This window comes from Providencia sp. PROV109, from assembly GCF_033681625.1.
Lineage (GTDB): Bacteria > Pseudomonadota > Gammaproteobacteria > Enterobacterales > Enterobacteriaceae > Providencia > Providencia hangzhouensis.
The window spans coordinates 3,593,419-3,618,351 of the sequence record NZ_CP096320.1 but is presented as its reverse complement, the minus strand read 5'-3'; the positions used below and the strand labels follow the sequence as shown (position 1 = coordinate 3,618,351).

Below are 24,933 nucleotides of genomic sequence, written 5' to 3'. Positions count from 1 at the left end.
ATTCAGTGAACTATTGGTTATATTGAATAGTGACAGTAACGTCAGCGTTTGCTTTACCAGCAGTAACTTCATTTGCGGTTGTAACGTAACGCGCATAATATGTTTTTTCGCCACTATTACCTTTCAAATCAATACCATCAGCTTCTGTGTCTGGAGTATAGAAATTTGTTCCGTTAACATCACCAGAAATACCAATACCAACACCTTCAGCCTCATTGACAGCATATAATTGGTTGTTATCTGGGTGTGCGGTTCCTCCGAAGGTGACGCGAGCACGTGCTAATGTTGCAGGGCAGCCACTCAAGCCTATTGTTAAAGGAACTGCATCAGTTAATTCACCGACTTTATCGAAGGTGTTAGTCATCCAAGTGCCAAGTTGCACTACACCTTCATTTTTGTTTGTATTATTAACTTCAATAGTACAAGTCGTATCAATAAATTGACCTTTGAAGTTTATGGTGCCTTTAGCATTACCGCTATCAATTGCAGCATGTGCCACACTTGATAATGAAACCATAATAATTGATGCCATTAATACTGACTTTTTAAAAATCATAGGAACCTCTTATCTATCTAGTAAAGAATCATTAATTATATTCAGGTTAGATGACTAAGTTATTTTTTAATAACTATTATCCCATATATTTCACACATCAAAATTATATTAGTGTTTTTAAAGTAAATCCATTAAACGAGTAATTTTAAGTATTTTACTTAGATTGCGATGTTTAACCTTTAAATAACACTTTTAAGTTAATAATATAGATGAATAATCCAATAAATTGACATTTTCTTAACTGTTAACGATAACAATCATATTAAAATTAAATTTAAATATTATTTAAGTAACTGTAACATTGTATTTCGTTTGAAATATAATTTAACGGATATATGCAGGCTAATATTCTTATTATACGGGGTGAGTGGTATTAAAAATTTCCAAAGTTGGCATTTAAGGTGTTTAAAGCTTATTTGCTGTAGGGGAGATGTAAGAACTCATAAGATATGATCTGGCAGTGCTATAAAATCACCTTTTTATTTTTACCTTTTTCAGGTAAATAAAATGAATGATAAGACCATGAATTTTAATGTTTTCAATAAGAAACTATTTATGGTTTAAATTAAAGGGGTAGTAAACTTTCTTTAATATATAATTTTTTATTAAATTTACTTTAGTTTTGATTTTTTATCGAGAATATTCTTTGCTTGATTAAGTGATTTTACTTAAAAATAAAAGGCCATATCTAATTAGCTGAATGACAACGATAGATATGACCTTTTTATTATTTATAATCTAGGCTAAATTAACTGCGTAACCCTCTACCTTGTTCAATCAAATACCAAGTTAGTAAATAAAAAACTATCAAGAAAATCATCAGTACACCAAGAGTAATTGCGATTGATACATCTGCAATACCTAGGAATCCATATCTAAATCCACTAATCATATACACGATAGGGTTTAATTTAGATATAGCCTGCCAAACTGGCGGTAATAAGGATAGCGAATAAAAGACACCACCTAAATAAGTTAACGGTGTTAGGACAAAAGTAGGAACGATACTGATATCATCAAACGTCTTAGCAAAAATTGCATTTAATAGCCCAGCAAGTGAAAATACAATAGCGGTTAGCAACAAGGTTACTACAACCATAACCCATGAATGGACTTGTAGTGGAATAAAAAATAGTGACACTAACGTGACTAAAAAACCAACTAGGATCCCACGAGCAACACCTCCACCAACAAAACCAGCAATAATTATGTGTGTTGGAACAGGTGCAACCAGTAACTCTTCAATATTCTTTTGAAATTTAGAACCAAAAAATGAAGAGCAGACATTAGAGTAAGAGTTAGTGATAACTGCCATCATGATTAACCCCGGAACTATAAATTGCATATAGTCCACACCACCCATATCACCAATTCTTGAGCCAATTAAATTACCAAAAATGACAAAGTATAGTGACATTGTAATGACTGGTGGTAATAAGGTTTGTACCCAGATACGACCAAATCGAGTGACTTCTTTTATCCAAATAGTTTTTAATGCTACCCAGTACAATGAGATCATTTTACAATCTCCTTCTCGGCCGCATGGCTTTCTTTTTTGACTAAATTAACAAATAACTCTTCCAAACGGTTCGCTTTATTACGCATACTTAAAATTTGTACACCTTGCTCGCTGAATTGGCTAAAAACACTATTTAGGCCTTGCTCTCTTTTTACATCCACTTCAAGTGTTGATGTGTCTATCAAACGAGATTCATACCCTAATAATTGAGGAACAGGACTTTTGGGCATTAGATCAAAAATAAAAGTTTCTGATTCTAGTTGGCTAAGTAGTTGTTTCATACTTGTATTTTCAACTAGCTCACCATGTTGAATAATACCAATATTACGGCACAGCATTTCAGCTTCTTCTAAATAGTGAGTTGTTAAAATGATTGTCGTCCCTTGAGCGTTTAGATTCTTCAAAAATGTCCACATAGAACGACGTAGAGCTATAGTCATTTGTGGTGTATGAGGGGAAAAGAGGGTGGCGTATCCTGTTGATTGTTTCCTCCAAGAAATAATTAACAGTAGAGCGATACGCCATGACAAATATTACCCTGAATGTTCTTTCACAACCAGATGAAACTGGCACTGATGTGCTAACTGCTTTATTGCGTAATGGTGCTCGTCAGCTCATTGCGCAAGCAGTTGAAGTAGAGCTGCAGCAACTGCTGCAAGCTCATGAAGAACTGCGTTTACCCGATGGCCGCAAAGCTGTGGTGCGTAACGGCTATTTGCCTGAGCGCAGCATCCAAACGGGCATTGGCGATGTTGATATCAAGGTGCCAAAAGTGCGTGATCGTAGCGGCTCTGGTATTCGTTTTACCAGCGCACTGCTACCGCCATACCTCAAGCGTGCCCGCAGCGTTGAAGAGTTATTACCGTGGCTGTATCTCAAAGGTATTTCCACTGGAGACTACCAAGAAGCCCTTGCAGCCTTGCTGGGTGAGAATGCCAAAGGTCTGTCAGCTAACACCATTTCCAGGCTCAAGGAACGCTGGATTGATGAGCACCGAGAGTGGCGACAGCGCGATTTGAGTGACAAGCGCTACGCGTACCTTTGGGTTGACGGTATTTACAGCAACGTCCGCCTCGATGACCGTTTGTGCTTGCTGGTGGTGATGGGCGTGACAGAGCATGGCCGCAAGGAACTGATTGCTGTTGAAGAAGGCTATCGCGAGTCCGAAGCCAGCTGGCTTGAGCTGCTGAATGGCCTGGTTGCGCGTGGGCTTACGACCTGCCCAAAGCTGGCAACAGCTGACGGCGCTCTGGGCTTCTGGAAGGCTCTGAGCAAAGTATACCCGCAGACCAAACAGCAACGTTGCTGGGTGCATAAGACGGCCAATGTGCTCAACAAACTGCCCAAGGCAGTGCAACCCAAAGTAAAAGAAGCACTGCATGATATCTGGATGGCAGAGACGCGTGAGAAGGCTCATAAAGCCTTTGATATAGCGCTGGAAAGGTTTACTGCTAAGTACCCACGCGCAATGGAATGCTTAGCTAAAGACCGTGAGAGCATGTTGGCTTTCTACGATTTTCCAGCAGAACATTGGGTGAGTATACGCACCACCAACCCAATTGAATCTGCCTTCGCTACAGTACGTTTAAGAACCAGCAAAACCCGCAACTGCGGTTCAAGAAACACAACCCTAGCAATGGTTTATAAATTGCTGCAATCAGCGCAGAAGCGCTGGAACCGCCTGAAAGGATTTCAACTGCTAACCCTCGTGGTCAATAACGTTAAATTCCAAGACGGCGAACAAGTAATGGAGCAGTCAGACAGGAAAACCGCCTGATGCTCGTACACCAGATTTGACCATAACTCAACGACGTAACTCGATATCCACTCCTGCTGTTGGCTCATCGAGTATTAATAATTTTGGTTGGTGCATTAAAGCACGAGCAATCATTAAACGGCGTTTCATTCCACCTGATAGATTGCGGGCACGCTCATTGCGTTTTTCCCATAAATCAAGTTGAGTCAGATACTGTTCGGCACGTTCTACAGCAACTGAACGAGTGACTCCATAGTAACCCGCTTGGTTAAGGACGATTTGTAGTACTGTCTCAAAAGGGTTGAAATTGAATTCTTGAGGCACTAAACCAAGTTGTTGTTTTGCTTGTACAACTTGCTTTTCTAAATCATAACCAAAAACTTTTACACTCCCACTCGTTTTATTCACTAATGAGCTGATAATCCCGATTGTAGTTGATTTACCTGCACCATTTGGTCCTAGCAAAGCATAAAAATCGCCATCTTCAACGCTTAAGTCGATTCCTCGCAAGGCTCTTACACCACCGGGGTAGGTTTTGGTTAACTGCGATAATTCAAGTGCATATGTCATATGTAAAAAAAACCTTTATTCTTAAGATAGTTTGGCGGCAATATATCCTAATGATGCCACTTTTTTCTGTCCTATGTTATGCAGAAAAGAGATAATTAATTTATCTAAGATAATTCAATATGTTACTAATTTAGGGTTGTTTTGTCTAAAGGAGAGGTTCATCATAAGGGCATTAAAATTAGTATAACTAATTATTAATTAATCAATAAATGCTGTATAAGATTTTATCGCAAAGTAACACAATTAGGCTATAAGTCATGATGAGAAAAATAGAAGAACTGTTTGCTAACAATGAAGCATGGTCAGCATCAGTAAAAGAGCAAGATCCTGAATTCTTCAAAGAATTATCAAAAGCGCAAAAGCCAAGATTCTTATGGATAGGCTGCTCAGACAGTCGAGTACCTGCAGAAAAGCTAATTAACGCAGCACCTGGCGACCTTTTTGTTCACCGTAATGTTGCTAATTTAGTTATCCACACGGATCTTAATTGTTTATCTGTTATTCAATATGCCGTTGATGTCTTACAAGTTGAGCACATCATTATTTGTGGTCACTATGGTTGTGGTGGTATTGAAGCGGCTGTTGATAATACCGAACTCGGCTTAATCAATAATTGGTTATTACACATACGTGATATTTGGTACAGACACAGCTCTATGTTAGGTGAATTAAAACCTTGCGAGCGACTTAACCGTTTATGTGAACTAAATGTTGTGGAACAAGTTTATAATTTAGGCCACTCTACCATTATGCAATCAGCGTGGAAACGCGGTCAAAAAGTCATGATCCACGGCTGGGTCTACGGTATTAACAATGGCCGATTGCAAGACCTTCATATTACGGCGGATAGCAGAGAAAAACTTGAACTTTGTTACCGTGAAGCAATTGCGACATTAACGCAAAAAAATAATTTAAGTAAAAAGGATTGCTAAATTGCCCTCTGATTGCTGGTAAACCTATTATGTCATCAGCAATTAGAGCAAGCTTTGAAAGTAAAACCCTAAAAAACAACTTATTAACGTTGGGCAGATAAAACAAAGCGGGAAAAATAGGTATTTATCCCGCTTTATCAACAATCTCAAGCGCTATAGAATGGTGCTTTCTTATATTAAGCGACTTGTACAGGCACTGCTTTAGCAACCCTGCTCATGACATTGTTTTCATCAAAATAAGCAACCTTCGGTTTATGCGTGCGCGCATCTTCATCGTCAATTTGTACATATGAACAAATGATGAGTTTATCGCCTACCGCGGCACGGCGTGCAGCAGCACCATTAACTGAGATAATTTTTGAACCGCGCTCACCAGAAATCGCGTAGGTTGAAAAACGCTCACCATTATCGACGTTATAGATATCAATGGCTTCATATTCAAGGATCCCAGCAGCATCCATGAAGTTCTGATCAATCGCACATGACCCTTCGTAGTGTAGGTCTGCCTGTGTGACTGTGACGCGATGGAGTTTGCCTTGTAACATTCTTCTTAACATTTCTTCTTCGTCCTTCAAATTGCAGCGTTGTTGACTACGTGCGTTCGCCCTAGTCACATACTTATGTATGCCCCTAGGGACTCACTTACTTGCCGCCTAGCTGCAATCTGAATGACTTTGAATAAAATCATAGTGCCTTCAAAACTGCAGCGTTGTTGACTACGTGTATATAAGTCGCAACAGGCTTAGCAACGCAGCAAGATGGTTGCTGTGATAGTGTTATAAGTCTTATTGTTTTATGCAATATCGCGTTGCAGGTCAACTTGTAAATTGTCAATAAGACGCGTTTGACCTAACCATGCCGCCATTAAAATAACCGCACGTTTACTGGAATCACCAAGTGGTAACAACGTCTCTGCATCGCGAATAAATAGCTCATCAGGAGTAAAACTGGCTTCACGTAAGCTATTATTCATCTCTTCAATAATAACCTCAGATGCGCTAGGTTCAGCCACTAATTTTTCACCCGCTTGTTGCATAATTTGATACAGCTTAGGCGCTATTTTTAGCTCTTCTGCTGACAAATTATTGTTACGTGAACTCAGTGCTAGGCCATTTTTAGCTCTAACCGTTGGGACACTAACAATTTGAGTATCAAATGATAAGTCAGAAACTAATTTGCGAATTAATTGCAACTGTTGGTAATCTTTTTCACCAAACAAGGCAATATCTGGCTGAACTAAGTTGAACAGCTTAGTGATAACCGTTGCGACACCTCTAAAATGACCGGGACGGCTTGCGCCTTCTAACATGGTCGATAACTCAGGAACTTCAACAAAAGTCTGTTTTTCCATCCCTTCAGGGTAGAATTCTTGCGGGGAAGGTGCAAAAACTAAATTGATATCACGACGCTTTAATTTTTCGCAATCTTCTTGCAAAGTTCGTGGGTAATTGGCTAAATCAGATTGCCTATCAAATTGCATTGGGTTCACGAATACACTGGCAATCACAATATCAGCCTGTTTTTTCGCTTGGTCAATGAGTGTTAAGTGACCATCGTGTAAATTACCCATCGTTGGGACAAGTGCAATACGTTTACCTTCTTGTTTCCAACGACGAATTTCACGGCGTAAGATAAGTGCCGTTTCAACGATAAGCATACGTGTGTTCCTTATAATTACTGGCATCAATTAAGAAAAAGAATGTGCTTCACTTGGGTAAATGCCATCTTCCACTTCTTGGATATACATACGAATAGCATCATGAAGGTTGCCTGCTTGAGCTAAAAAGTTTTTAGCAAATTTAGGCGCTCGTGCGGTAATACCCAGTGCATCATGCATAACAAGGATTTGTCCATCAGTTCCATTTCCTGCGCCAATACCAATCACCGGTAATAGCAGTTCTTCAGAAACATGACTTGCTAAGGCAGTTGGAACACATTCGAGAACCAATAATTGGATACCTGCATTTTCTAATGCAATTGCATCTTTGAGTAATTGATTTGCCGTGACCTCATCGCGTCCTTGGACTTTATAACCGCCAAGAACGTTTACTGCTTGAGGTGTTAAACCGAGATGACCACACACAGGAACAGAGCGTTCTCCTAGCATTTTTACGGTATCACATAACCAGCTGCCACCCTCAATTTTCACCATGTTTGCACCCGCTTGCATCAAAATTGCTGCATTAGAACAAGCTTGTTCTGGTGTGGCGTAACTCATGAATGGCATATCTGCAATAATGAAGGCGTTTGGTGCACCTTTGCGAACGCATCGGGTGTGGTAAGCAATTTGCTCGACGGTCACAGGTAAAGTAGATGATTCACCTTGGATCGTCATTCCCAGTGAGTCTCCAACGAGCATCACCTGAATACCTTGCTCATAAAATAATTGAGCAAAGCTTGAGTCATAGGCTGTCATGGTTGCAAATTTGTGTTTGTCTTTTTTAAACTGACATAAATCAGCCAGAGAAATTGGTTTCATTATAATAACCTCCGGAAATGATCTCCCTGCGACCATACCTCATAAGAGGTTGAACATTTTAGGCTGGAATATCCCAAAACGTTAGGCCATTTCGAGGGACTTGTGTGAGTCTTTCTGAAAGCTTTTCGCCATCAGGAAAAACAAGGGAAGGGGCGATTTCGCTAAGCGGATACAACATAAACTCACGCTCTTTTAGCCCATAATGTGGAACGATTAACCGTTCAGTATTGATGATACGGTTACCAAAAAGCATGATATCGAGGTCAAGCGTTCGTGGCCCCCAACGTTCCTCTTTGCGTACACGGCCAAGCTCAAGTTCGATTTTTTGTGTATGGTTAAGAAGAACTTCAGGCTCAAGGCTTGTTTCTAGTAGCACAGCCAGATTCAAAAAATCTGGCTGGTCCTGTGGGCCTAATGGTTTGGTTCGATAAACAGAAGAGGTAGAAACAACGCGGCTATTAGGAATAGCATCTAATGCTGCAATAGCTTGCTGTGCCTGTAGCAGCGGCTCACCAAGGTTACTTCCTACAGCAATATAGACTTGTTCCATTGTATTCTCTCTATCTATTATGACTTATTCGGCCGGCGCGCGCCGGTTCCACCTTGTGATGAACGTGGGCGATGGCGGCGGCGAGTAGGGGCACTACCTAATTCCGAAATCATTTCACGCTGTTTGATATTATTCGCTTGTTGAAAATCAGTCCACCATAACGCTAACTCTTGTAACTCGTTGCGGTGCTCAACATTGGCTCTTAATTCTAATAAATCAAACGCTGCACGGAATTTTGGGTGCTCCATGAGTTTATTTGCGCGACGACCTTGGCGGCGAGGTAAGCGTAATTGCAATAACCAAATATCACGCATAGTGGTTGTAATGCGTTTTGGGATCGCAATCGAGCGGCACTGTTCATCTAATATATCATTCATTGCCAGCGCAAAGGCGTCGTAATAGGCCAACCCGCCTTCTTGAGATAGCTTCTCAGCATGCTCAGTAACTGGATACCATAACATAACAGCAAATAAAAAAGCAGGGTTAACACGCTTATCATTTTTTAGTCTGAAATCAGTATTTTTGAGGACTTGCTCAATGATTTTTTCCATTGGCGAATCACTGTTATCAGTAAATCGGCTTGCGACAACAGGGAAAAGTTGCTCAAACAAACCATATTTTTTGAGCATTTTATAAGTCGCGTAACCTTGGCCTGCTTGGAGTAATTTGAGAGATTCTTCAAATAACCGAGCAGATGGAATTTCTCTCAATAAATGAGCGAGTTGGTAAATTGGCTCTGCGGTTTTCGGCTCGATGCTCATATTTAATTTGCAGGCAAAACGTACCGCTCTTAGCATTCTGACTGGGTCTTCACGATAGCGCGTTTCAGGGTCACCAATTAAACGAATAACGCCAGCTTTGAGGTCTTTCAAACCATTAACGTAGTCACGTAATGTGAAGTCTTCAATATTGTAATATAGGCTATTAACGGTGAAGTCCCGACGAATCGCATCTTCCTCAATAGAACCAAAGATGTTGTCGCGTAACAACATACCGTTTTGCGCTTGTGCAGATAAGTTTTTGTCATCTGACACATTTTGGTCATGGTGGCCACGGAAAGTTGCAACTTCAATAATTTCGGGGCCAAACATAATATGGGCTAGACGGAAACGACGACCAACTAGACGGCAATTACGAAATAATTTGCGGATCTGCTCAGGTGTTGCGTTCGTAGTTATATCGAAGTCTTTAGGCTTTTGGCCTAAAAGCAAATCACGCACACCACCCCCCACTAAGTAGGCTTCAAAGCCACTTTTATTTAAGCGATACAGTACTTTTAATGCATTGTCACTAATATCACTCCGCGAAATAGGGTGTTCGGAACGCGGGATAACAGTAATATTTTCGTCGTTTACGGTTGTCATTGTAGGGCGCTTCTCAGGTGTTGAATCGGCACGTTGAGATTGACGAACCGTTTTTTTAATAGGGGCTGTTTTATGGGGTTGAGCGGTGTTCTGCTCTTTAGATGCGGTTTGCGCATGAGCAGAATGAGTGACTGGCCTTTTACCGGCTGCCTGTATATCTCGCGAAGTATCACGATGTTGTTCTACATCTTCAGGGGATGCGTCTGTATTGCGAGATAAAATATTACGGCAGAAATTTGCTACTCGGTTAAAAATAGTACACCTCGATGTCATTACCAATATTCATTAAACAAAAATAAGCGGCTAATCATAGCTCACAGAAGTTTCTTTGAGAATGGTTAAACGAATAAAAGTCATCTCTAATTATAAACGTTACCAATAAAATTTACGCAAAATAATAGCTCAAAAAGCGATCTCACTATAGAAGTATAGGTTTAGAAGCCTTATTTTAAGCGCTTTTTTGTTGTTAGATGATTATTCAACTTCAAACTATGGGGTTAAATAACAGCCTAATCTATCTCCGTAAAAAATTACGTGAAAGTAAATGTTTATCTTACTTAAAAGAGCACGATAGGACGTTATCGCCAACCAATTGGCAAAAAGATGCGGGAAGGATAGATTTTATGTGATAGCTAACGCAAGGAATAAGCTCTGAGCTGAACATAACAGGATGTAGAGTTCCCTTGTAACGGCGCAGTAATATGCGCCGTTCAGGACTCCATATAGACACTAGCCAGCCATTTGCTTTTCGCGAATTTCAGCTAATGTTTTACAGTCGATACATAAATCAGCGGTAGGACGGGCTTCCAAACGGCGGATACCAATTTCTACACCACATGATTCACAATAGCCAAAGTCGTCATCTTCAACTTTTTTCAGCGTTTTTTCGATTTTCTTAATCAGTTTACGTTCACGGTCCCGGTTACGTAATTCAAGGCTGAATTCTTCTTCCTGAGCGGCTCTATCAACGGGGTCTGGAAAGTTAGCTGCCTCATCTTGCATATGAGTAACAGTCCGGTCCACTTCATCTCTGAGTTGATTGCGCCATGCTTCGAGAATGAGCTTAAAATGCGCCAACTGGGCCTCGTTCATGTACTCTTCGCCAGCTTTTTCATGATAGGGTTCAACCCCAGCAATGGCGAGAATGCTTAAGGACGATGTCTTACGTTTTTGCCCTTCTTGCATAATGCTTCTCCTACACACGCAAATTTTACAAAAACCCCAAGGGGGAAAAATTAAGGTCGCTATAAATAGCAGAAGACTGCGCTCTTGGCAATCGTTCCTGCAATGAGTTTTGTAATGCTGTGAGGGCGAGCGTGTTTATTCCCTTTTTAGCGCCCAGAACTCTGCGGCCTCGTATAAAAAACGGTTAAAAAAACTTTATTTAATAGAGTTAAAGTGAATCTGCTTACTTAACACCATTTGTTGAATAGTTATATCAGCTTGATAACAAAGCACTTCAACACCACTTTGTCTCGCTTCCTCCAATAAGAGCGCATATTGTTTATCAATATGTGCCGCTGCAGATGCTACGTGAATACCTGTGTGTAAAGCAACAAACAATAGTATGGCTCTTTTTCCTTCTTTCGCAATATGCATGAGCTCTCTTAAATGCTTTTGGCCTCTAAGTGTCACTGCATCAGGAAAGAACCCCTGATTATTTTCTAGTAAAGTTACTGATTTTACTTCGATAAAGCAATCTGGTAATCCATTTTGCGTGAGATAGAAATCGATTCGGCTATTTTCTGTGCCATATTTAACTTCAGGCTTTATTACGCTGTATTCGGATAATTCTGGAATGTGTTTTTCGGCTAAGGCTTGTGCAACTAATTGGTTCGCACGAAGGGTATTAATGCAAATAAAGTGGCCATTTGTGGTTTGGGTTAACTCCCAACTATACGGATACTTGCGTTTTGTATTATTGGACGTCGAATACCAGATGGTATCACCAGGGGTAGCACAACCTGTCATAGCGCCTGTATTCGCACAGTGAATTGTAATTTCTTCACCGCTCGGTAAAGTAACATCAGCCAAAAAGCGCTTGTAACGCTTAATCAAAGTAGCTGGTTGTAAGGCGGGTTCAAATTCCATGGGGTCTCCGCTATCGTTGTCGGTAATATGCTTACTGGCAAAAGAGGCTAATGCTACAATGTCTGACAGTAAAAGTTAAATACATGGAGTGATAACCTCAGTGTTACCGATATTCGAAGTTTGTGAGGACATACTTACCGCGTTAGTCGCTTCACCTCAAGTTTTGCTTCATGCACCTACAGGTGCAGGTAAATCAACGGTTTTACCGTTAGAAATATTAAAAAGTGGGGTTATTGATGGGCGGGTTATTATGTTGGAACCCCGTCGCTTAGCAGCACGTTCAGTAGCGGCTCGCCTCGCACAGCAACTTGGTGAAGATATCGGTCATACCATTGGTTTACGCATGCGCTCTGAAACTAGAGTTAGTCGCCACACGCGTCTTGAAGTCGTGACAGAAGGCGTACTGACCCGCTTACTGCAAAATGACCCAATGCTTGAAGGGGTTGGCTTAGTCATTTTAGATGAGTTTCATGAACGAAATTTACAGGCAGACTTAGGTCTCGCTTTGTTAATTGATTCACAGCAAGCCTTACGTGAAGATTTACGTATTCTATTGATGTCAGCGACATTGGATAATCAAGGGCTGAATCAGTTGTTTCCTGATGCTCCAGTTATCACCTCACAAGGGCGTACGTTCCCCGTAATACGTGAATATCATCCGATTAACCCAAATAAACTCTTCTATAAAGAAGTGGCGCTAGCGGCTTGGCAGTTATTGCAACAAGAGCACGGGTCTTTATTATTATTTCTTCCAGGTATGGGGGAAATCGAGAAAGTAAGAGTAGAACTCGCTTCGATGGTAAGTGAGGACATACTTTTATGTCCTTTATACGGAGCACTATCTCTACAGGCTCAGCAACAGGCGATACAGCTGGCACCAGAAGGAATGCGAAAGGTCGTATTAGCCACCAATATTGCGGAAACCAGTTTAACGATTGAAGGGATCCGCCTTGTGATGGATAGTGGTCTTGAACGTGTGGGTCAGTTCAACCCACGAACAGGACTGACAAAGCTCATTAAACAGCGAATCAGCCAAGCATCGATGGCGCAGCGAGCCGGTCGAGCAGGCCGTTTAGAAGCAGGTGTTTGTTGGCACTTATTTAGTGAAGAGCAAGCTGAACGTGCAACTCAATTTAGCGAGGCTGAAATTGCACAAAGTGACCTAAGCAACTTATGGTTATCTTTATTACAGTGGGGCTGTCACGACGTGGCACAGCTGAATTGGCTGACTTTACCCCCGAAACCTGCGATATCTGCGGCAAAAAATTTACTTAATCAATTAGGTGCCATTGATGTGGCTGGTAAGTTAACGCCTTTTGGGCAGCAGATGGCGGTGTTAGGCAGTTCAGTGCGAACAGCGGCAATGCTATGTAAGGCACAACAAACCCAAAATCAGCATGTTATTCAATTAGCTGCGTTGCTGGTGGCGATTATCGAGGACCCCCCTCGTCAACAAGATGCGGATCTTCGTTATTATATAGAAAGGCCAACTGAGGGGTGGTGCAAGAGAGCATCAGCACTTTGCGAACAAAAAGTGTTGAGTACCATTGGCCAGCAAGATGCGCTAATTAGTGAGTGGTTACCAACGTTGTTAGCTGTGGGTTATCCCGATCGCATTGCGAAATCTCGAGATAACCAACATCGCTATCAATTAGCGAGTGGTTTAGGGGCAATATTGGGTGAATCGGATAGGCTAATGGGAGAGTCGTGGTTAATGGTGGTGTCTTTATGGCAACCCGAAAATATGGCGGATGCGCGTATTTCCTTGGCTTATCCTATTGAAATTGACAGATTACAAGCAGATTGCCCATCTTTATTTAACACTCAAGAAACGGTCGAATGGGATGAACAAAAAGGGACCTTATTAGCTTGGAAACGCTTGCAATGTGGCCAATTAGTAGTGAAATCAGAACGTTTGAGCAACCCTGATAAGGCTGAGATTTGCCAAGCGCTGGTTTATTGGTTGAAGCAAAATGGCTTGCAGCAGTTAAATTGGCAGGAAGATGCTTTGCAATTGTGTATTCGCTGCATGCTAGCTAAGCGGCATTTTCCTGATATTGCTTTTCCTGATTTTGATGATATAGCGCTATTAGATTCGTTAGATGAATGGCTTGAACCTTATCTTGATGGCATAACAAATAAGCAAAAACTACAGCAGATTGATTTAGCCTCTTTATTAATCAATCGATTAGATTGGCAGCAGCAACAGTGGTTAGAAAGTATGTTTCCGAAGACCTATCGAGCGCCATCTTTACATGATGTAAGTATTCACTATTCGTTAGATAAGCCACCAGTGATAGCTATTCGTATGCAAGAAATGTACGGGGAAAAAGCGAACCCGACAGTAGCACAAGGGAAAATTCCTATTACGCTCTCTTTGCTTTCTCCTGCGATGCGGCCATTGCAGATTACACAAGACCTTGGCGTATTTTGGCAGGGCAGCTATAAAGAGATACAAAAAGAGATGAAAGGGCGTTATCCAAAGCATTTATGGCCGGATGACCCTGCAAATACTGCGCCAACGAGACAAACAAAAAAAGCGATGATGGGTGCGAAATAACCTATTTTTGTGCTCTAATAGCGGGTTTCCTCATTCAGGCTATCGATGCGTTAACCTGAGTAAGGAAATGTAATTAAGAGCTTTCTTTGGTGAAATCTCTGAGGTTATGAGCCAAAATTAACCACTAAACTGGCGTAACTAGTGAGTTATTAAGTTATTTTGTCATGTGATATGGAGTGACCATGTCAGGTAAAGATTTTGAACCGATCGGCAGACGTAATAAAAAAACTGCTGGGAAAAAACAGTCTTCATCTCGCCGCCGTAGAGACCGCGATGACTATGACGATGAAGATTTATTTGAAGATGATGATATTGATGAACAATATCTCGATGATGAAGATGAAGAAGAGCAAATGGCTAAAAAAGGCTCAAAAAAGAACAAGTCTCGGAAGGTAAAAAGTAAATGGCGTTGGTTTTGGCTGCTAGTCAAACTGATGATCGTATTTGCTGTTTTACTCGCGGCATATGGTTTTTATTTAAACCAACAAATTAAAGAACGTCTCGATGGTAAGGTTTGGGATTTACCCGCCGCAGTATACGGCCGGATGGTTAATCTTGAACCGGGCATGGACTACAGCCAGGCTGAAATGGTTCGCCTGCTTGAAGGTATGCAATACCGTAAAGTGAGTAAAATAACGACATCGGGCGAATTTGTAGTACGCGGTAATAGTATCGAAATCTTACGCCGACCGTTCAATTTCCCTGATCAAAAAGAAGGGCAAATACTCGCGCGTATGGTGTTTGATAATAACGCGTTGAGCAAAATTGAAAATATGGAAAACGGCCGCTCATTTGGCTTTTTCCGCTTGGACCCGAAACTGATCACGATGATGCAGTCGGCGAATAATGAGCAACGGTTAGTTTTACCGATATCTGATTTCCCTGAGTCCTTAGTTAAAATCTTACTAGAAACCGAAGATCGAAACTTTTATGAGCACGATGGTGTCAGTTTGTACTCTATTGGCCGTGCTGTTGTTGCTAACTTAAGTGCAGGACGCTCTGTTCAAGGGGGAAGTACCTTAACTCAGCAGTTAGTCAAAAATCTCTTTTTGACCAATGAACGGACATTAAAACGTAAAGCCAATGAAGCGTACATGGCGGTTTTATTGGACTATAACTACAGCAAAGAGCGCATTTTAGAGCTGTATTTAAACGAGGTCTTTTTAGGCCAAAATGGTAATGATGAAATTCGTGGTTTCCCATTAGCGAGCTTGTATTACTTTGGTCGTCCAATCAATGAACTAAGTTTTGATCAACAGGCGTTATTAGTCGGTATGGTGCAAGGGGCATCAACGTATAACCCTTGGACTAAGCCACAAAATGCGATTAAACGCCGTAATATCGTACTGAAAATCTTGGAAACACGCGGTGTGATTGACCAAGAAATGTATCAGGTACTGAGCGCAAGGCCTCTCGGTGTGAAAAATAAAGAAGGGCTAGTGGCTTCTCAACCTGCCTTTATGCAAATGGTTCGTTTAGAACTCAATGAAAAATTGGGCGATAAAGTTAAAGAACTCTCTGGTGCGAAAATTTTTACCACTCTAGACCCTGTGGCTCAAACTGCGGCTGAAAATGCAGTTGAGAATGGTGTCGCTGATTTACGTAAATCTCGTAAATTAGATGACATAGAAGGGGCAATGGTGGTAGTTGACCGCATTAATGGCGAAGTACGCGCTATGGTTGGTGGTTCTCAACCCCAATATTCAGGGTTTAACCGTGCGTTAAATGCACGGCGTAGCATTGGTTCTCTGGCAAAACCTCCGGTATACCTCGCTGCACTAAGTGAACCGGACCGTTTTCGTTTAAATACATGGTTAAAAGATGAGCCACTAACAGTAAAAGTCGGGAATCAAAACTGGAGCCCAAGAAACTACAGCCGTAATTTCAACGGCCGTATGATGTTAGTTGACGCTTTGGCAAAATCACAAAATATCCCAACGGTAAACTTAGGGCTAGAGGTTGGTTTAGACCAAGTGTTTAATACTTTTGTACGCTTAGGAGCTCCCGCGGCTGCTATGGAAAAAGTTCCTGCGATGTTATTAGGTGCAGTTAACCTAACACCAGCGGAAGTTGCTCAAGTTTATCAAACCATTGGTGGTGACGGTAATCGTGCGAAATTATCTGCATTGCGTTCTGTTATTGATGGAGATGGCAATGAAATTTACCAAAGCTACCCATCAGCAGAGCGAGCAGTACCTTCCCAAGCTGCATACCTCACATTGTATGGTATGCAGCAAGTGGTTAAACAAGGTACGGGCAGAGTCTTATTGACCAAATACGCCAAGTATAATTTAGCCGGTAAAACAGGGACAACTAACGATCTACGCGATAGCTGGTATGCAGGTATTGATGGCAAAGAAGTGGCGATTGTGTGGGTTGGCCGTGATAATAACGGTCCAACACAATTAACAGGGGCGACAGGCGCACTGAAAGTGTACCAACGCTACTTAGATAACCAAGCGCCATTAGCACTTATCAACCGTGCACCAGAGGGCATTGTTGATATGCAAGTCACTGCTGACGGCCAATTAAGTTGCTCAAACTTCGGCGGCGGTAGAATGTTGCCGATTTGGACAGATAACCCAGAAGGGTTATGCCAAGCGTCAGAAGAGCAAGCCCCGGTCTGGGACTTAAATGGTAATAATGGCGAGCAACAAGATGATGCGCCGGATTGGGTTAAGGATATGTTTGGCAATAACCCCTAAATTCTCGTCATATTTCAAGTTGTGACTGCGTTGGCTTCATTCGTCAACCCTAGTCACATACTTGTGTATGCTCCTAGGGATTTCCTTATTTGCCGCCTTGCCACAACTCGAACTATTTAGAGAATTAATTAGTTAGTGAATTGCTTATTTGAAAGGCTAATTATTTGAATGCTAAATAGTTAGGGAATTGTGGTGTAAGGTTTTTTTCGTCATATTTCAAGTTGTGACTGCGTTGGCTTCATTCGTCAACCCTAGTCACATACTTGTGTATGCTCCTAGGGATTTCCTTATTTGCCGCCTTGCCACAACTCGAACTATTTAGAGAATTAATTAGTTGGTGAATTGCTTATTTGAAAGACTAATTATTTGAATACTAATTAGTTAGGGAATTGTGGTGTAAGGCTCTTCTCGTCATATTTCAAGTTGTGACTGTGTTGGCTTCATTCGTCAACCCTAGTCACATACTTGTGTATGCCCCTAGGGATTTCCTTATTTGCCGCCTTGCCACAACTCGAACTATTTAGAGAATTAATTAGTTGGTGAATTGCTTATTTGAAAGGCTAATTATTTGAATGCTAAATAGTTAGGGAATTGTGGTGTAAGGTTTTTTTCGTCATATTTCAAGTTGTGACTGTGTTGGCTTCATTCGTCAACCCTAGTCACATACTTGTGTATGCTCCTAGGGATTTCCTTATTTGCCGCCTTGCCACAACTCGAACTATTTAGAGAATTAATTAGTTGGCGAATTGCTTATTTGAAAGGCTAATTATTTGAATACTAATTAGTTAGGGAATTGTGGTGTCGAACCTAGAGTTATCTATTCTTAACTATATCTTAACTATAAAAAAATAGAGGTGAAAATGGATAAAATTTCACCTCTATAACATCAATGTGAATTAATTCTCTTTAATTTTCATCAATGCAGTTTCTGTGGCTTTGATAGTTTTCTCAATGTCTTCATCGCTGTGGGCGATAGACATAAAGCCAGCTTCAAATGCAGAAGGCGCGAGGTAAATACCTTGCTCTAACATGTAATGGAAAAATTTCTTAAAGCGCTCAACGTCGCATTTCATCACATCTTGGTAGCAAGTTACGGTTGGGGCGTCGGTGAAGAAAATACCAAACATGCCACCGACGTGATTGATAACCATCGGGATACCTTGCTCTGCGGAAACACGTTTTAAACCACGAGCTAACTTTTCTGTTAATTCATTTAAACGTGAGTGGACTCCCGGCTGAGAGACTTCTTTTAAGCAAGCGAGGCCAGCAGCCATCGCGACAGGGTTACCAGATAAGGTCCCTGCTTGGTAAACAGGCCCAATTGGTGCTAGTTTTTCCATAATTTCAAGGCGGCCACCGAAGGCACCAACAGGCATACCACCACCGATGATTTTACCTAAACAGGTTAAATCAGGCTGAACATCGTAGTAATCTTGTGCTCCACCTAATGCGACGCGAAAGCCTGTCATGACTTCATCAATGATGAGTACGGCATGGAATTCATCACATAATGCACGTAAACCGGGTAAAAATTCAGCTGTTGGTGGTACGCAATTCATATTTCCAGCAACAGGTTCAACAATGACACATGCAATATCTTCTGGATAATTTTCAAATGCTTGGCGGACTGAAGACAGGTCATTATAGGTACAAGTTAATGTGTGTTTGACAAAATCTTCAGGAACGCCAGGAGAGTTTGGTTCGCCCATAGTAAGCGCACCAGAACCCGCTTTGACTAATAAGCAATCTGCATGGCCATGATAGCAGCCTTCAAATTTGATGATTTTGTCACGGCCTGTGTAACCCCGAGCTAGGCGAATTGCGCTCATGGTCGCCTCAGTGCCTGAATTTACCATGCGTACCATATCCATAGAGGGGACTAGTTCACAAACTAATTCAGCCATTTCAACTTCAGCGGCAGTCGGAGCACCAAAACTTAATCCTTTATGAACCGCTTTGATCACGGCATCACGGATCTCAGGATGGTTATGGCCTAAAACCATTGGTCCCCATGAGCCAACATAATCTACATAGGCTTTACCATCAACGTCATAAATATAAGCGCCATCCGCTTTTTCAATAAATAATGGGGTTCCACCAACACCATTAAAAGCACGAACAGGGGAGTTTACACCACCAGGAATTTGTTCTTTTGCTTGTGCGTAAAGTTTTTCAGATTGTGACATCGCAGGGCTCCAGAAAGAGGCTAAGAAAAAAATTGCTCTCATTCTAAAGCACCACACCAATTAAACCAAATGTTGATACGAAGATATGCACAATGTGTCTAATTGCGTAACAACACTTGAACCATTTAGTCAAGTGGCGGATAATTAGGTTAATTGATCTGAGTAGGTTTTAGCCTACACATGAATTTACCGGTCACCGGTTTGGAGTAAAAAATGAGTGATGATGCAGCTCTGCCTTTGCAATTTACTGATGCGGCAGCAATTAAAGTTAAAGATCTGGTCTCTGATGAGGACAACCCAAACCTGCGTCTGCGTGTTTATATCACTGGTGGCGGATGCAGCGGTTTCCAATATGGTTTCACATTTGATGACCAGATCAATGAAGGCGATATGACAATCGAGAAACAAGGTGTTGCTCTTGTCGTAGACCCAATGAGCCTACAATATTTAGTGGGTGGAAGTGTTGATTATACTGAAGGCTTAGAAGGTTCGCGCTTTATTGTGACCAATCCGAATGCTAAGTCTACTTGTGGGTGTGGTTCGTCTTTCAGCGTCTAATTTTCGTCATATTTCGAGTTGTGGCGGTGTTGGCTTCATTCAGTTACTCGGGTCACATACTAATGTATGCTCCCCGAGATATCTTCATTTGCCGCCTTGCCACAACTCGAACTATTTAGAAAATTTTTGTAATTTGTAATTTGTAATTTGTAATTTGTAATTTGTAATTTGTAATTTGTAATTTGTAATTTGTAATTTGTAATTTGTAATTTGTAATTCTCAATCAGATAATGCGTTTAACTGCTCGCACAGTTGTTCTGTCGCATTAACAATCCTTGGGCCTGCTCGGTGAAACCAATCTTCATTTAATCGGATAATTGGGACATTGAGCTGTGAGTGCCAAAATTTTTTCACTGTTTTTTCCTGTTCGGCTGAACCAGTCATAATAATTACATCTGGCTTGCGAGTGAGCACCTGCTCACGACTGACTTGAGGCCATTGAACTGCGCTATTAGCAAAAATATTTTCACTACCACAAAACTCTACGACATCATTTTGCAGCGTGTGGTTACCTGCGCTAAATAAAGGCTGAGTACCGAGTTGAATGAACACTTTCTTTGATTTTTTATTAGAAATTTTTTCTTTTTGATAAGGAGCGAGCCTAGAGCGCATTTTTTCAACATTTTGTTGTGCTATCTCTGGGGTTGGGCTGTATTGTGCTAATTCAATCACTGAGTTGATGACATCATCAATAGTTTGAGGATCGAAATAAATAATTGGGATACCGAGGCCTGCGAGTTGATCAAGAGGCCGCTGGGGGTTACCTCCTCGCCATGCGAGGATTAAATCAGGTTTAAGTGCGATAATACGTTCTACATTTAAACCTTGCCAATCAGAGACTTGTTCTAATTTTTTTGCTTGCTCTGGGTAATCGGAGTAAGCACTGACCGCAATTAAGCTATCTCCAAGCCCTGCTGCATAAGCAAGTTCAGTATTGGCCGGTGATAAACTAATAACGCGCTGCTTTGTTGCTCCTAGAGCAGAAAAGGCCACCAATAAAGCACATAATAAGGTGATAGTAAGGGAAAAATAATGCGTAATTCGTTTCATAACAAAATTCATCGTAGAATTAATTAAAAGGTATAACTAACAAATGGTTATACCTTTTTTGCAAATGATTAAGCGAGTTTAGCTAAAATTGCTGTGATCATCAGGGAAGATTGACGGGCAGCAACAGGTAAAAACTCATCGAAGCTCGTGTGGGATTCTTTATCTGCAACATCTGAAATGGCACGAACGACGACAAATGGAATGCCAAATTGGTGACATACTTGACCAATCGCGGTGGCTTCCATTTCTACTGCCGCAACTTGTGGGAACATCGCTTTGATGCGCGCCAGTGGCTCAGCACCATTAATAAAAGCATCACCGCTACAGACTAATCCACGAACAGCGTTCATATCCAATAACTTAATGCACTGCTCAGCAACTTCAATTAACTTAGTATCAGCAACGAAAGCTGGCGGACACTGTGCCATTTGGCCGGGTTCATAACCGAATGCGGTCACATCAGCATCATGGTAACGAACTTCTGTAGAAACCACGATATCGCCGACGTTTAAACAAGGGTCTAAACCACCTGCGGAACCTGTGTTAATCACGACATCTGGTTGGCAATGCTCTAATAATAGTGTTGTACCGATTGCGGCTGCGACTTTACCAATACCTGATTTCAATAACGCAACGTCAACGCCATTAATTTGGCCTGTATAAATCTCACAACCAGCACGGTTAATAGTTTGGCAGTTTTCAATTTGTGAGCGCAAAATCGCCACTTCCTGTTCCATGGCACCAATTATTCCAACTTTCATTTTGTCTCCTTTTCCCTGCACAATTTGCACTATTAATGTCAATATAGTGTCAATATTTTGACTAGGGACGATAATGTTTTATTGTGTTATTGCTGCATTCTTCGAGTGGGCTCGCAATTTTAATTGCAACAACTCGAATTTTGACAACGAAATTACAAAGATGCACGAAGTGTAACATTGAAAGGTGAGTCGTGAAGGTTTTTTCCTGTATTTAGGCTATATAATGAAATATCAATCGAAATAGGGAAGGTGGCAGAGTGGGTGAGATTAATTTTGTTAAGAAGCTAAACTTTCAGCGTAACTACATGAGCAGTGCGAAAAACCAAAAAATTTCACCTAAAGATGAAGATGCGGTTAATCGCTTATTTGAAAGTGATCGTGGGCGGATTATCAATTCAGCAGCCATTCGCCGCTTACAACAAAAAACACAAGTTTTCCCCTTAGAGCAAAACGCAGCAGTACGTAGCCGATTAACTCACTCACTAGAGGTTCAGCAGGTTGGCCGTTACATCAGTAAAACGGTTTTAGGTGAATTAAAAAAGAAAAAATTACTGGAGCCCTATGGGTTAGATGAACGTTGTGATGCGTTTGAAAGCTTAGTCGAAATGGCTTGTTTAATGCATGATATCGGTAATCCACCATTTGGGCACTTTGGTGAGGCCGCAATTCAACGGTGGTTTACCAAGTTACTGTCGCCAAGTTACTTATATACACCCAATTCCCCTGACCCATGCCAAATACCGGCATTACAATTAACTGGAAATGAAAAGCAAGACTTATTCCGCCGTCAATTAAAGCAGGATTTATGCTCATTTGAAGGTAATGCGCAAGGGCTGCGCATGGCGCATCGTTTACTCAAACTAAACTTAACTTATGCACAAATTGGTTCTATCTTAAAATATACGCGTGGAGCTTATGATTTGGAGCCAATTCCCCCTGAGTTTGATTATTTGATGAAAAAACCAGGCTATTATTGGTCAGAGGTGGACTTTGTCAGTGAGTTAACCAAAAAACTCGATATGGAGAAATACTGCCGTTTCCCTCTGTCCTATATTATGGAAGCGGCTGATGACATTTCATATTGTATTGCTGACTTAGATGATGCCGCGGAAAAAGGCATTTTTACTGTTGAGCAGTTGATTGAGTACTTAAAAGCAGAGTGGGGTGATATTGAACAAAATGATTTGTTCGATCAAACTGTCATGCGAGCTTTCAATAATATCAGTGACAACCACACAAGGCGTATTCAGCAAGATCAGTTCTTTATGTATTTGCGCGTGAATATTACAGGGAAGTTGTCTCATTACAGTGCACTGCAGTTTATTAAAAATCTGCCTGAAATTTATAATGGTACTTTTAACAGCGCTTTATTAGAAGATAAAAGCCCAGAACATAGATTACTGAAAGTATTGAAAACAGTGGCTTTTAAACATGTATTTAACCATCATGAAGTTGAAGAGTTAGAGTTGCAAGGCTACCGAATTATCAGTGGTTTATTAGATTTTTATAGCCCATTACTAATGATGAATAGAAGGGATTTTGCTGAGCTCGTTGAAAAAAATTACCACAAACACTTTTTCATTGAAACGAGATTGTTCCATAAATTATCTAATAAGCATCGCTTATCTTACACGGAAGCACTTGAGAAAATTTCTGCAACGAATGAAGCAGATAAATCTATTCTGGAGTTTTATTATCGAGCTCGTTTGATTCAAGACTATATTAGTGGTATGACAGACCACTATGCCTATGAAGAATATCGTAAATTTATGGTTAGTAACTAATATAATAATTGAATGACATAATAAAAATGGAAAAGTAGTCAATCAAATGATAGGAAAAACAGGTATAATGGGACTGGCCGTTTTTCTGAATTAATTAGCGAAAAAAGCAACGCATTAAAATTGAAAATCCGGCGATCATGATTTTTATAACTTAATACTCTGTAGTGACTACTTTATGGCTCAATTTTACTCTCCTAATCGCCGTACCACTTCACGCCGTCAAATCACGGTTGTAGCTGATAGCCTTGATGCCGCAGGGCAAGGTGTTGCTCGTATCGAAGGGAAAACCATTTTTGTAACAGGTTTATTACCTGGAGAAGAAGCACAAATTGAATTGACGGAAGAGAAGCGACATTTTGCTAAAGGCAAGGTGACTAAACGCTTGAGCACTAGCCCACAAAGAGTAAAACCACGGTGCCGTTATTTTAACCAATGTGGAGGGTGCCAACAGCAACATGTTGACATTGCACTGCAAAGAGAAAGCAAAGCTCATGCTTTAGCTTACTTGATGCAGCGCGAAACATCGCTAGATATATCCGTTCCCACGGTGATTAGTGGTGAGCCATATGGTTACCGCCGTCGAGCTCGATTAGGTCTACAGTATCAGCCTAAAAGTAAAAATGTCGTTATGGGGTTTCGTCAATCTCAATCTAACACATTGGTTGATATAAAAAATTGTCCTATCTTGTCCCCTGATTTGGATATCTTACTAAAACCACTTTCTGAATGTATTAACCAGCTCAGTAATAAATCGAAACTGGGCCATGTAGAACTTATTCGTGCAGACAATTGTAAAATTGTATTGATTCGTCACTTAACCCCTTTTTCGTTATCAGATACCCAAAAGTTAAGCGATTTTGAAAATCAGCACGGAGTGTCTATCTGGTTAGCGGGTAATGATGAAAACTTACAGGCTCTGTCACCAAATTCGCCACAACCTGAATATCAAGTCGCAGGGGAAATACTAAAATTTAATCCGTTAAATTTTATTCAAGTGAATGGGCAAGTTAACCAGCAGATGGTAGAACAAGCTTTAGCATGGTTAGATCTAAACAGTGAAGATAGGGTATTAGATCTTTTTTGTGGAATGGGTAACTTTACATTGCCAATTGCACGGTTAGTGACATCTGTTGTGGGTGTTGAGGGTGTGGAAAATTTAGTCGAACAGGCACGAAACAATGCACAGCTCAATACTATTTGTAATGCGACATTCTATAATGAAAACTTAGAAGCCCAGATACACACACAACCTTGGGCAGTTCATGGCTTTAATAAAGTGTTATTAGACCCAGCTAGGGCTGGAGCTGCTGGTGTTATGGAACATTTAATTAAACTGATGCCAGAAAAAATTGTCTATGTTTCATGTAACCCCACAACATTGGCAAGAGATAGCAAAGCTTTACTCGATGGGGGCTATCAATTATTACAGTTGCGGATGCTAGATATGTTTCCGCAAACTAGCCATTTAGAGTCAATGGCGTTATTTATCCGTCGCCCAGAGGTTTAATAGGT

At 41.0% G+C, this 24,933-nt stretch carries 19 protein-coding genes and 2 pseudogenes; 7 read left to right on the top strand and 14 right to left on the bottom strand.

The window, feature by feature from the left end; genetic code table 11:
• Positions 1-10 precede the first annotated feature (10 nt).
• From M1F25_RS16755 to M1F25_RS16745, 3 genes and pseudogenes are all read right to left on the bottom strand, one after another.
• Entirely contained in the window at positions 11-556 is a 546-nt protein-coding gene (locus M1F25_RS16755) for a fimbrial protein (protein WP_004260526.1), read from the bottom strand.
• Between the two features lie 748 nt (positions 557-1,304).
• The gene (locus M1F25_RS16750; protein WP_004260522.1) at positions 1,305-2,075 is read right to left on the bottom strand and encodes an ABC transporter permease; all 771 of its coding nucleotides are present in this window, start codon (positions 2,073-2,075) and stop codon (positions 1,305-1,307) included.
• Positions 2,072-2,509 (bottom strand): annotated as a pseudogene (locus M1F25_RS16745) (ABC transporter ATP-binding protein); the annotation flags it as partial. The gene M1F25_RS16750 and the pseudogene M1F25_RS16745, both read right to left, overlap by 4 nt.
• 89 nt (positions 2,510-2,598) lie before the next feature.
• Between M1F25_RS16745 and M1F25_RS16740 the strand changes: the two are divergent.
• On the top strand, positions 2,599-3,852 hold the full coding sequence (locus M1F25_RS16740; RefSeq protein WP_135536280.1) for an IS256 family transposase: 1,254 nt from the start codon (positions 2,599-2,601) through the stop codon (positions 3,850-3,852).
• Between the two features lie 30 nt (positions 3,853-3,882).
• Here M1F25_RS16740 and M1F25_RS16735 read toward each other — a convergent pair.
• A pseudogene (locus M1F25_RS16735) lies at positions 3,883-4,401 on the bottom strand (ABC transporter ATP-binding protein); the annotation flags it as partial.
• Between the two features lie 257 nt (positions 4,402-4,658).
• On the opposite strand from M1F25_RS16735, the gene can reads away from it, so the two are divergent.
• On the top strand, positions 4,659-5,333 hold the full coding sequence (can, locus tag M1F25_RS16730; RefSeq protein ID WP_004260515.1) for a carbonate dehydratase: 675 nt from the start codon (positions 4,659-4,661) through the stop codon (positions 5,331-5,333).
• A 176-nt stretch (positions 5,334-5,509) separates the two neighbouring features.
• Here the strand turns inward: can and panD are convergent, their stop codons facing one another.
• From panD to sfsA, 7 genes are all read right to left on the bottom strand, one after another.
• The gene (gene panD, locus M1F25_RS16725) at positions 5,510-5,890 is read right to left on the bottom strand and encodes an aspartate 1-decarboxylase (protein ID WP_036958294.1); all 381 of its coding nucleotides are present in this window, start codon (positions 5,888-5,890) and stop codon (positions 5,510-5,512) included.
• 236 nt (positions 5,891-6,126) lie between these two features.
• The gene (gene panC / locus M1F25_RS16720) at positions 6,127-6,990 is read right to left on the bottom strand and encodes a pantoate--beta-alanine ligase (protein WP_036958293.1); all 864 of its coding nucleotides are present in this window, start codon (positions 6,988-6,990) and stop codon (positions 6,127-6,129) included.
• A gap of 30 nt (positions 6,991-7,020) precedes the next feature.
• Entirely contained in the window at positions 7,021-7,812 is a 792-nt protein-coding gene (gene panB, locus M1F25_RS16715; protein WP_036958292.1) for a 3-methyl-2-oxobutanoate hydroxymethyltransferase, read from the bottom strand.
• Positions 7,813-7,870: 58 nt separating this feature from the next.
• Positions 7,871-8,362: a 2-amino-4-hydroxy-6-hydroxymethyldihydropteridine diphosphokinase gene (gene folK, locus M1F25_RS16710; RefSeq protein WP_094960949.1), complete on the bottom strand. Its 492-nt coding sequence runs from the start codon at positions 8,360-8,362 to the stop codon at positions 7,871-7,873.
• A 17-nt stretch (positions 8,363-8,379) separates the two neighbouring features.
• Positions 8,380-9,726, bottom strand: coding sequence for a polynucleotide adenylyltransferase PcnB (pcnB, locus tag M1F25_RS16705; RefSeq protein ID WP_206077539.1), 1,347 nt, complete (start codon positions 9,724-9,726; stop codon positions 8,380-8,382).
• A gap of 729 nt (positions 9,727-10,455) precedes the next feature.
• On the bottom strand, positions 10,456-10,911 hold the full coding sequence (gene dksA / locus M1F25_RS16700) for an RNA polymerase-binding protein DksA (RefSeq protein ID WP_004260494.1): 456 nt from the start codon (positions 10,909-10,911) through the stop codon (positions 10,456-10,458).
• Positions 10,912-11,106: 195 nt separating this feature from the next.
• Positions 11,107-11,817 carry a DNA/RNA nuclease SfsA gene (gene sfsA, locus M1F25_RS16695; protein WP_112307173.1) on the bottom strand — a complete coding sequence of 237 codons (711 nt, stop codon included), beginning with the start codon at positions 11,815-11,817 and terminating at the stop codon, positions 11,107-11,109.
• 100 nt (positions 11,818-11,917) lie between these two features.
• Here sfsA and hrpB point away from each other — a divergent pair, with 100 nt between their 5' ends.
• Both hrpB and mrcB read left to right on the top strand, forming a co-directional pair.
• Positions 11,918-14,377: an ATP-dependent helicase HrpB gene (gene hrpB, locus M1F25_RS16690; protein ID WP_181488491.1), complete on the top strand. Its 2,460-nt coding sequence runs from the start codon at positions 11,918-11,920 to the stop codon at positions 14,375-14,377.
• A gap of 182 nt (positions 14,378-14,559) precedes the next feature.
• Positions 14,560-17,082, top strand: coding sequence for a bifunctional glycosyl transferase/transpeptidase (gene mrcB / locus M1F25_RS16685; protein WP_181488489.1), 2,523 nt, complete (start codon positions 14,560-14,562; stop codon positions 17,080-17,082).
• 896 nt (positions 17,083-17,978) lie between these two features.
• On the opposite strand, the gene hemL is transcribed toward mrcB, so the two are convergent.
• Positions 17,979-19,268, bottom strand: a complete 1,290-nt coding sequence (gene hemL / locus M1F25_RS16680) for a glutamate-1-semialdehyde 2,1-aminomutase (protein WP_181489711.1) — start codon at positions 19,266-19,268, stop codon at positions 17,979-17,981.
• Positions 19,269-19,481: 213 nt separating this feature from the next.
• Here hemL and erpA point away from each other — a divergent pair, with 213 nt between their 5' ends.
• Positions 19,482-19,826 carry an iron-sulfur cluster insertion protein ErpA gene (erpA, locus tag M1F25_RS16675; RefSeq protein ID WP_004260480.1) on the top strand — a complete coding sequence of 115 codons (345 nt, stop codon included), beginning with the start codon at positions 19,482-19,484 and terminating at the stop codon, positions 19,824-19,826.
• 219 nt (positions 19,827-20,045) lie between these two features.
• Here the strand turns inward: erpA and btuF are convergent, their stop codons facing one another.
• Positions 20,046-20,876: a vitamin B12 ABC transporter substrate-binding protein BtuF gene (gene btuF / locus M1F25_RS16670; RefSeq protein ID WP_227528908.1), complete on the bottom strand. Its 831-nt coding sequence runs from the start codon at positions 20,874-20,876 to the stop codon at positions 20,046-20,048.
• Between the two features lie 68 nt (positions 20,877-20,944).
• Positions 20,945-21,637, bottom strand: a complete 693-nt coding sequence (gene mtnN / locus M1F25_RS16665) for a 5'-methylthioadenosine/S-adenosylhomocysteine nucleosidase (protein WP_181488487.1) — start codon at positions 21,635-21,637, stop codon at positions 20,945-20,947.
• Positions 21,638-21,894: 257 nt separating this feature from the next.
• Between mtnN and dgt the strand changes: the two genes are divergently transcribed.
• Together dgt and rlmD are read left to right on the top strand one after the other, a co-directional pair.
• Positions 21,895-23,421, top strand: coding sequence for a dGTPase (gene dgt / locus M1F25_RS16660; protein ID WP_094960955.1), 1,527 nt, complete (start codon positions 21,895-21,897; stop codon positions 23,419-23,421).
• 175 nt (positions 23,422-23,596) lie between these two features.
• Positions 23,597-24,928 carry a 23S rRNA (uracil(1939)-C(5))-methyltransferase RlmD gene (rlmD, locus tag M1F25_RS16655; RefSeq protein WP_180312412.1) on the top strand — a complete coding sequence of 444 codons (1,332 nt, stop codon included), beginning with the start codon at positions 23,597-23,599 and terminating at the stop codon, positions 24,926-24,928.
• The last annotated feature ends 5 nt before the right edge of the window (positions 24,929-24,933 follow it).

Coding starts and splice junctions, on each gene's coding strand:
- M1F25_RS16755 (WP_004260526.1), bottom strand. CDS start 556: ATGATTTTTAAAAAGTCAGTATTAATGGCATCAATTATTATGGTTTCA.
- M1F25_RS16750 (WP_004260522.1), bottom strand. CDS start 2,075: ATGATCTCATTGTACTGGGTAGCATTAAAAACTATTTGGATAAAAGAA.
- M1F25_RS16740 (WP_135536280.1), top strand. CDS start 2,599: ATGACAAATATTACCCTGAATGTTCTTTCACAACCAGATGAAACTGGC.
- can (WP_004260515.1), top strand. CDS start 4,659: ATGATGAGAAAAATAGAAGAACTGTTTGCTAACAATGAAGCATGGTCA.
- panD (WP_036958294.1), bottom strand. CDS start 5,890: ATGTTAAGAAGAATGTTACAAGGCAAACTCCATCGCGTCACAGTCACA.
- panC (WP_036958293.1), bottom strand. CDS start 6,990: ATGCTTATCGTTGAAACGGCACTTATCTTACGCCGTGAAATTCGTCGT.
- panB (WP_036958292.1), bottom strand. CDS start 7,812: ATGAAACCAATTTCTCTGGCTGATTTATGTCAGTTTAAAAAAGACAAA.
- folK (WP_094960949.1), bottom strand. CDS start 8,362: ATGGAACAAGTCTATATTGCTGTAGGAAGTAACCTTGGTGAGCCGCTG.
- pcnB (WP_206077539.1), bottom strand. CDS start 9,726: ATGACAACCGTAAACGACGAAAATATTACTGTTATCCCGCGTTCCGAA.
- dksA (WP_004260494.1), bottom strand. CDS start 10,911: ATGCAAGAAGGGCAAAAACGTAAGACATCGTCCTTAAGCATTCTCGCC.
- sfsA (WP_112307173.1), bottom strand. CDS start 11,817: ATGGAATTTGAACCCGCCTTACAACCAGCTACTTTGATTAAGCGTTAC.
- mrcB (WP_181488489.1), top strand. CDS start 14,560: ATGTCAGGTAAAGATTTTGAACCGATCGGCAGACGTAATAAAAAAACT.
- hemL (WP_181489711.1), bottom strand. CDS start 19,268: ATGTCACAATCTGAAAAACTTTACGCACAAGCAAAAGAACAAATTCCT.
- erpA (WP_004260480.1), top strand. CDS start 19,482: ATGAGTGATGATGCAGCTCTGCCTTTGCAATTTACTGATGCGGCAGCA.
- btuF (WP_227528908.1), bottom strand. CDS start 20,876: ATGAAACGAATTACGCATTATTTTTCCCTTACTATCACCTTATTATGT.
- mtnN (WP_181488487.1), bottom strand. CDS start 21,637: ATGAAAGTTGGAATAATTGGTGCCATGGAACAGGAAGTGGCGATTTTG.
- rlmD (WP_180312412.1), top strand. CDS start 23,597: ATGGCTCAATTTTACTCTCCTAATCGCCGTACCACTTCACGCCGTCAA.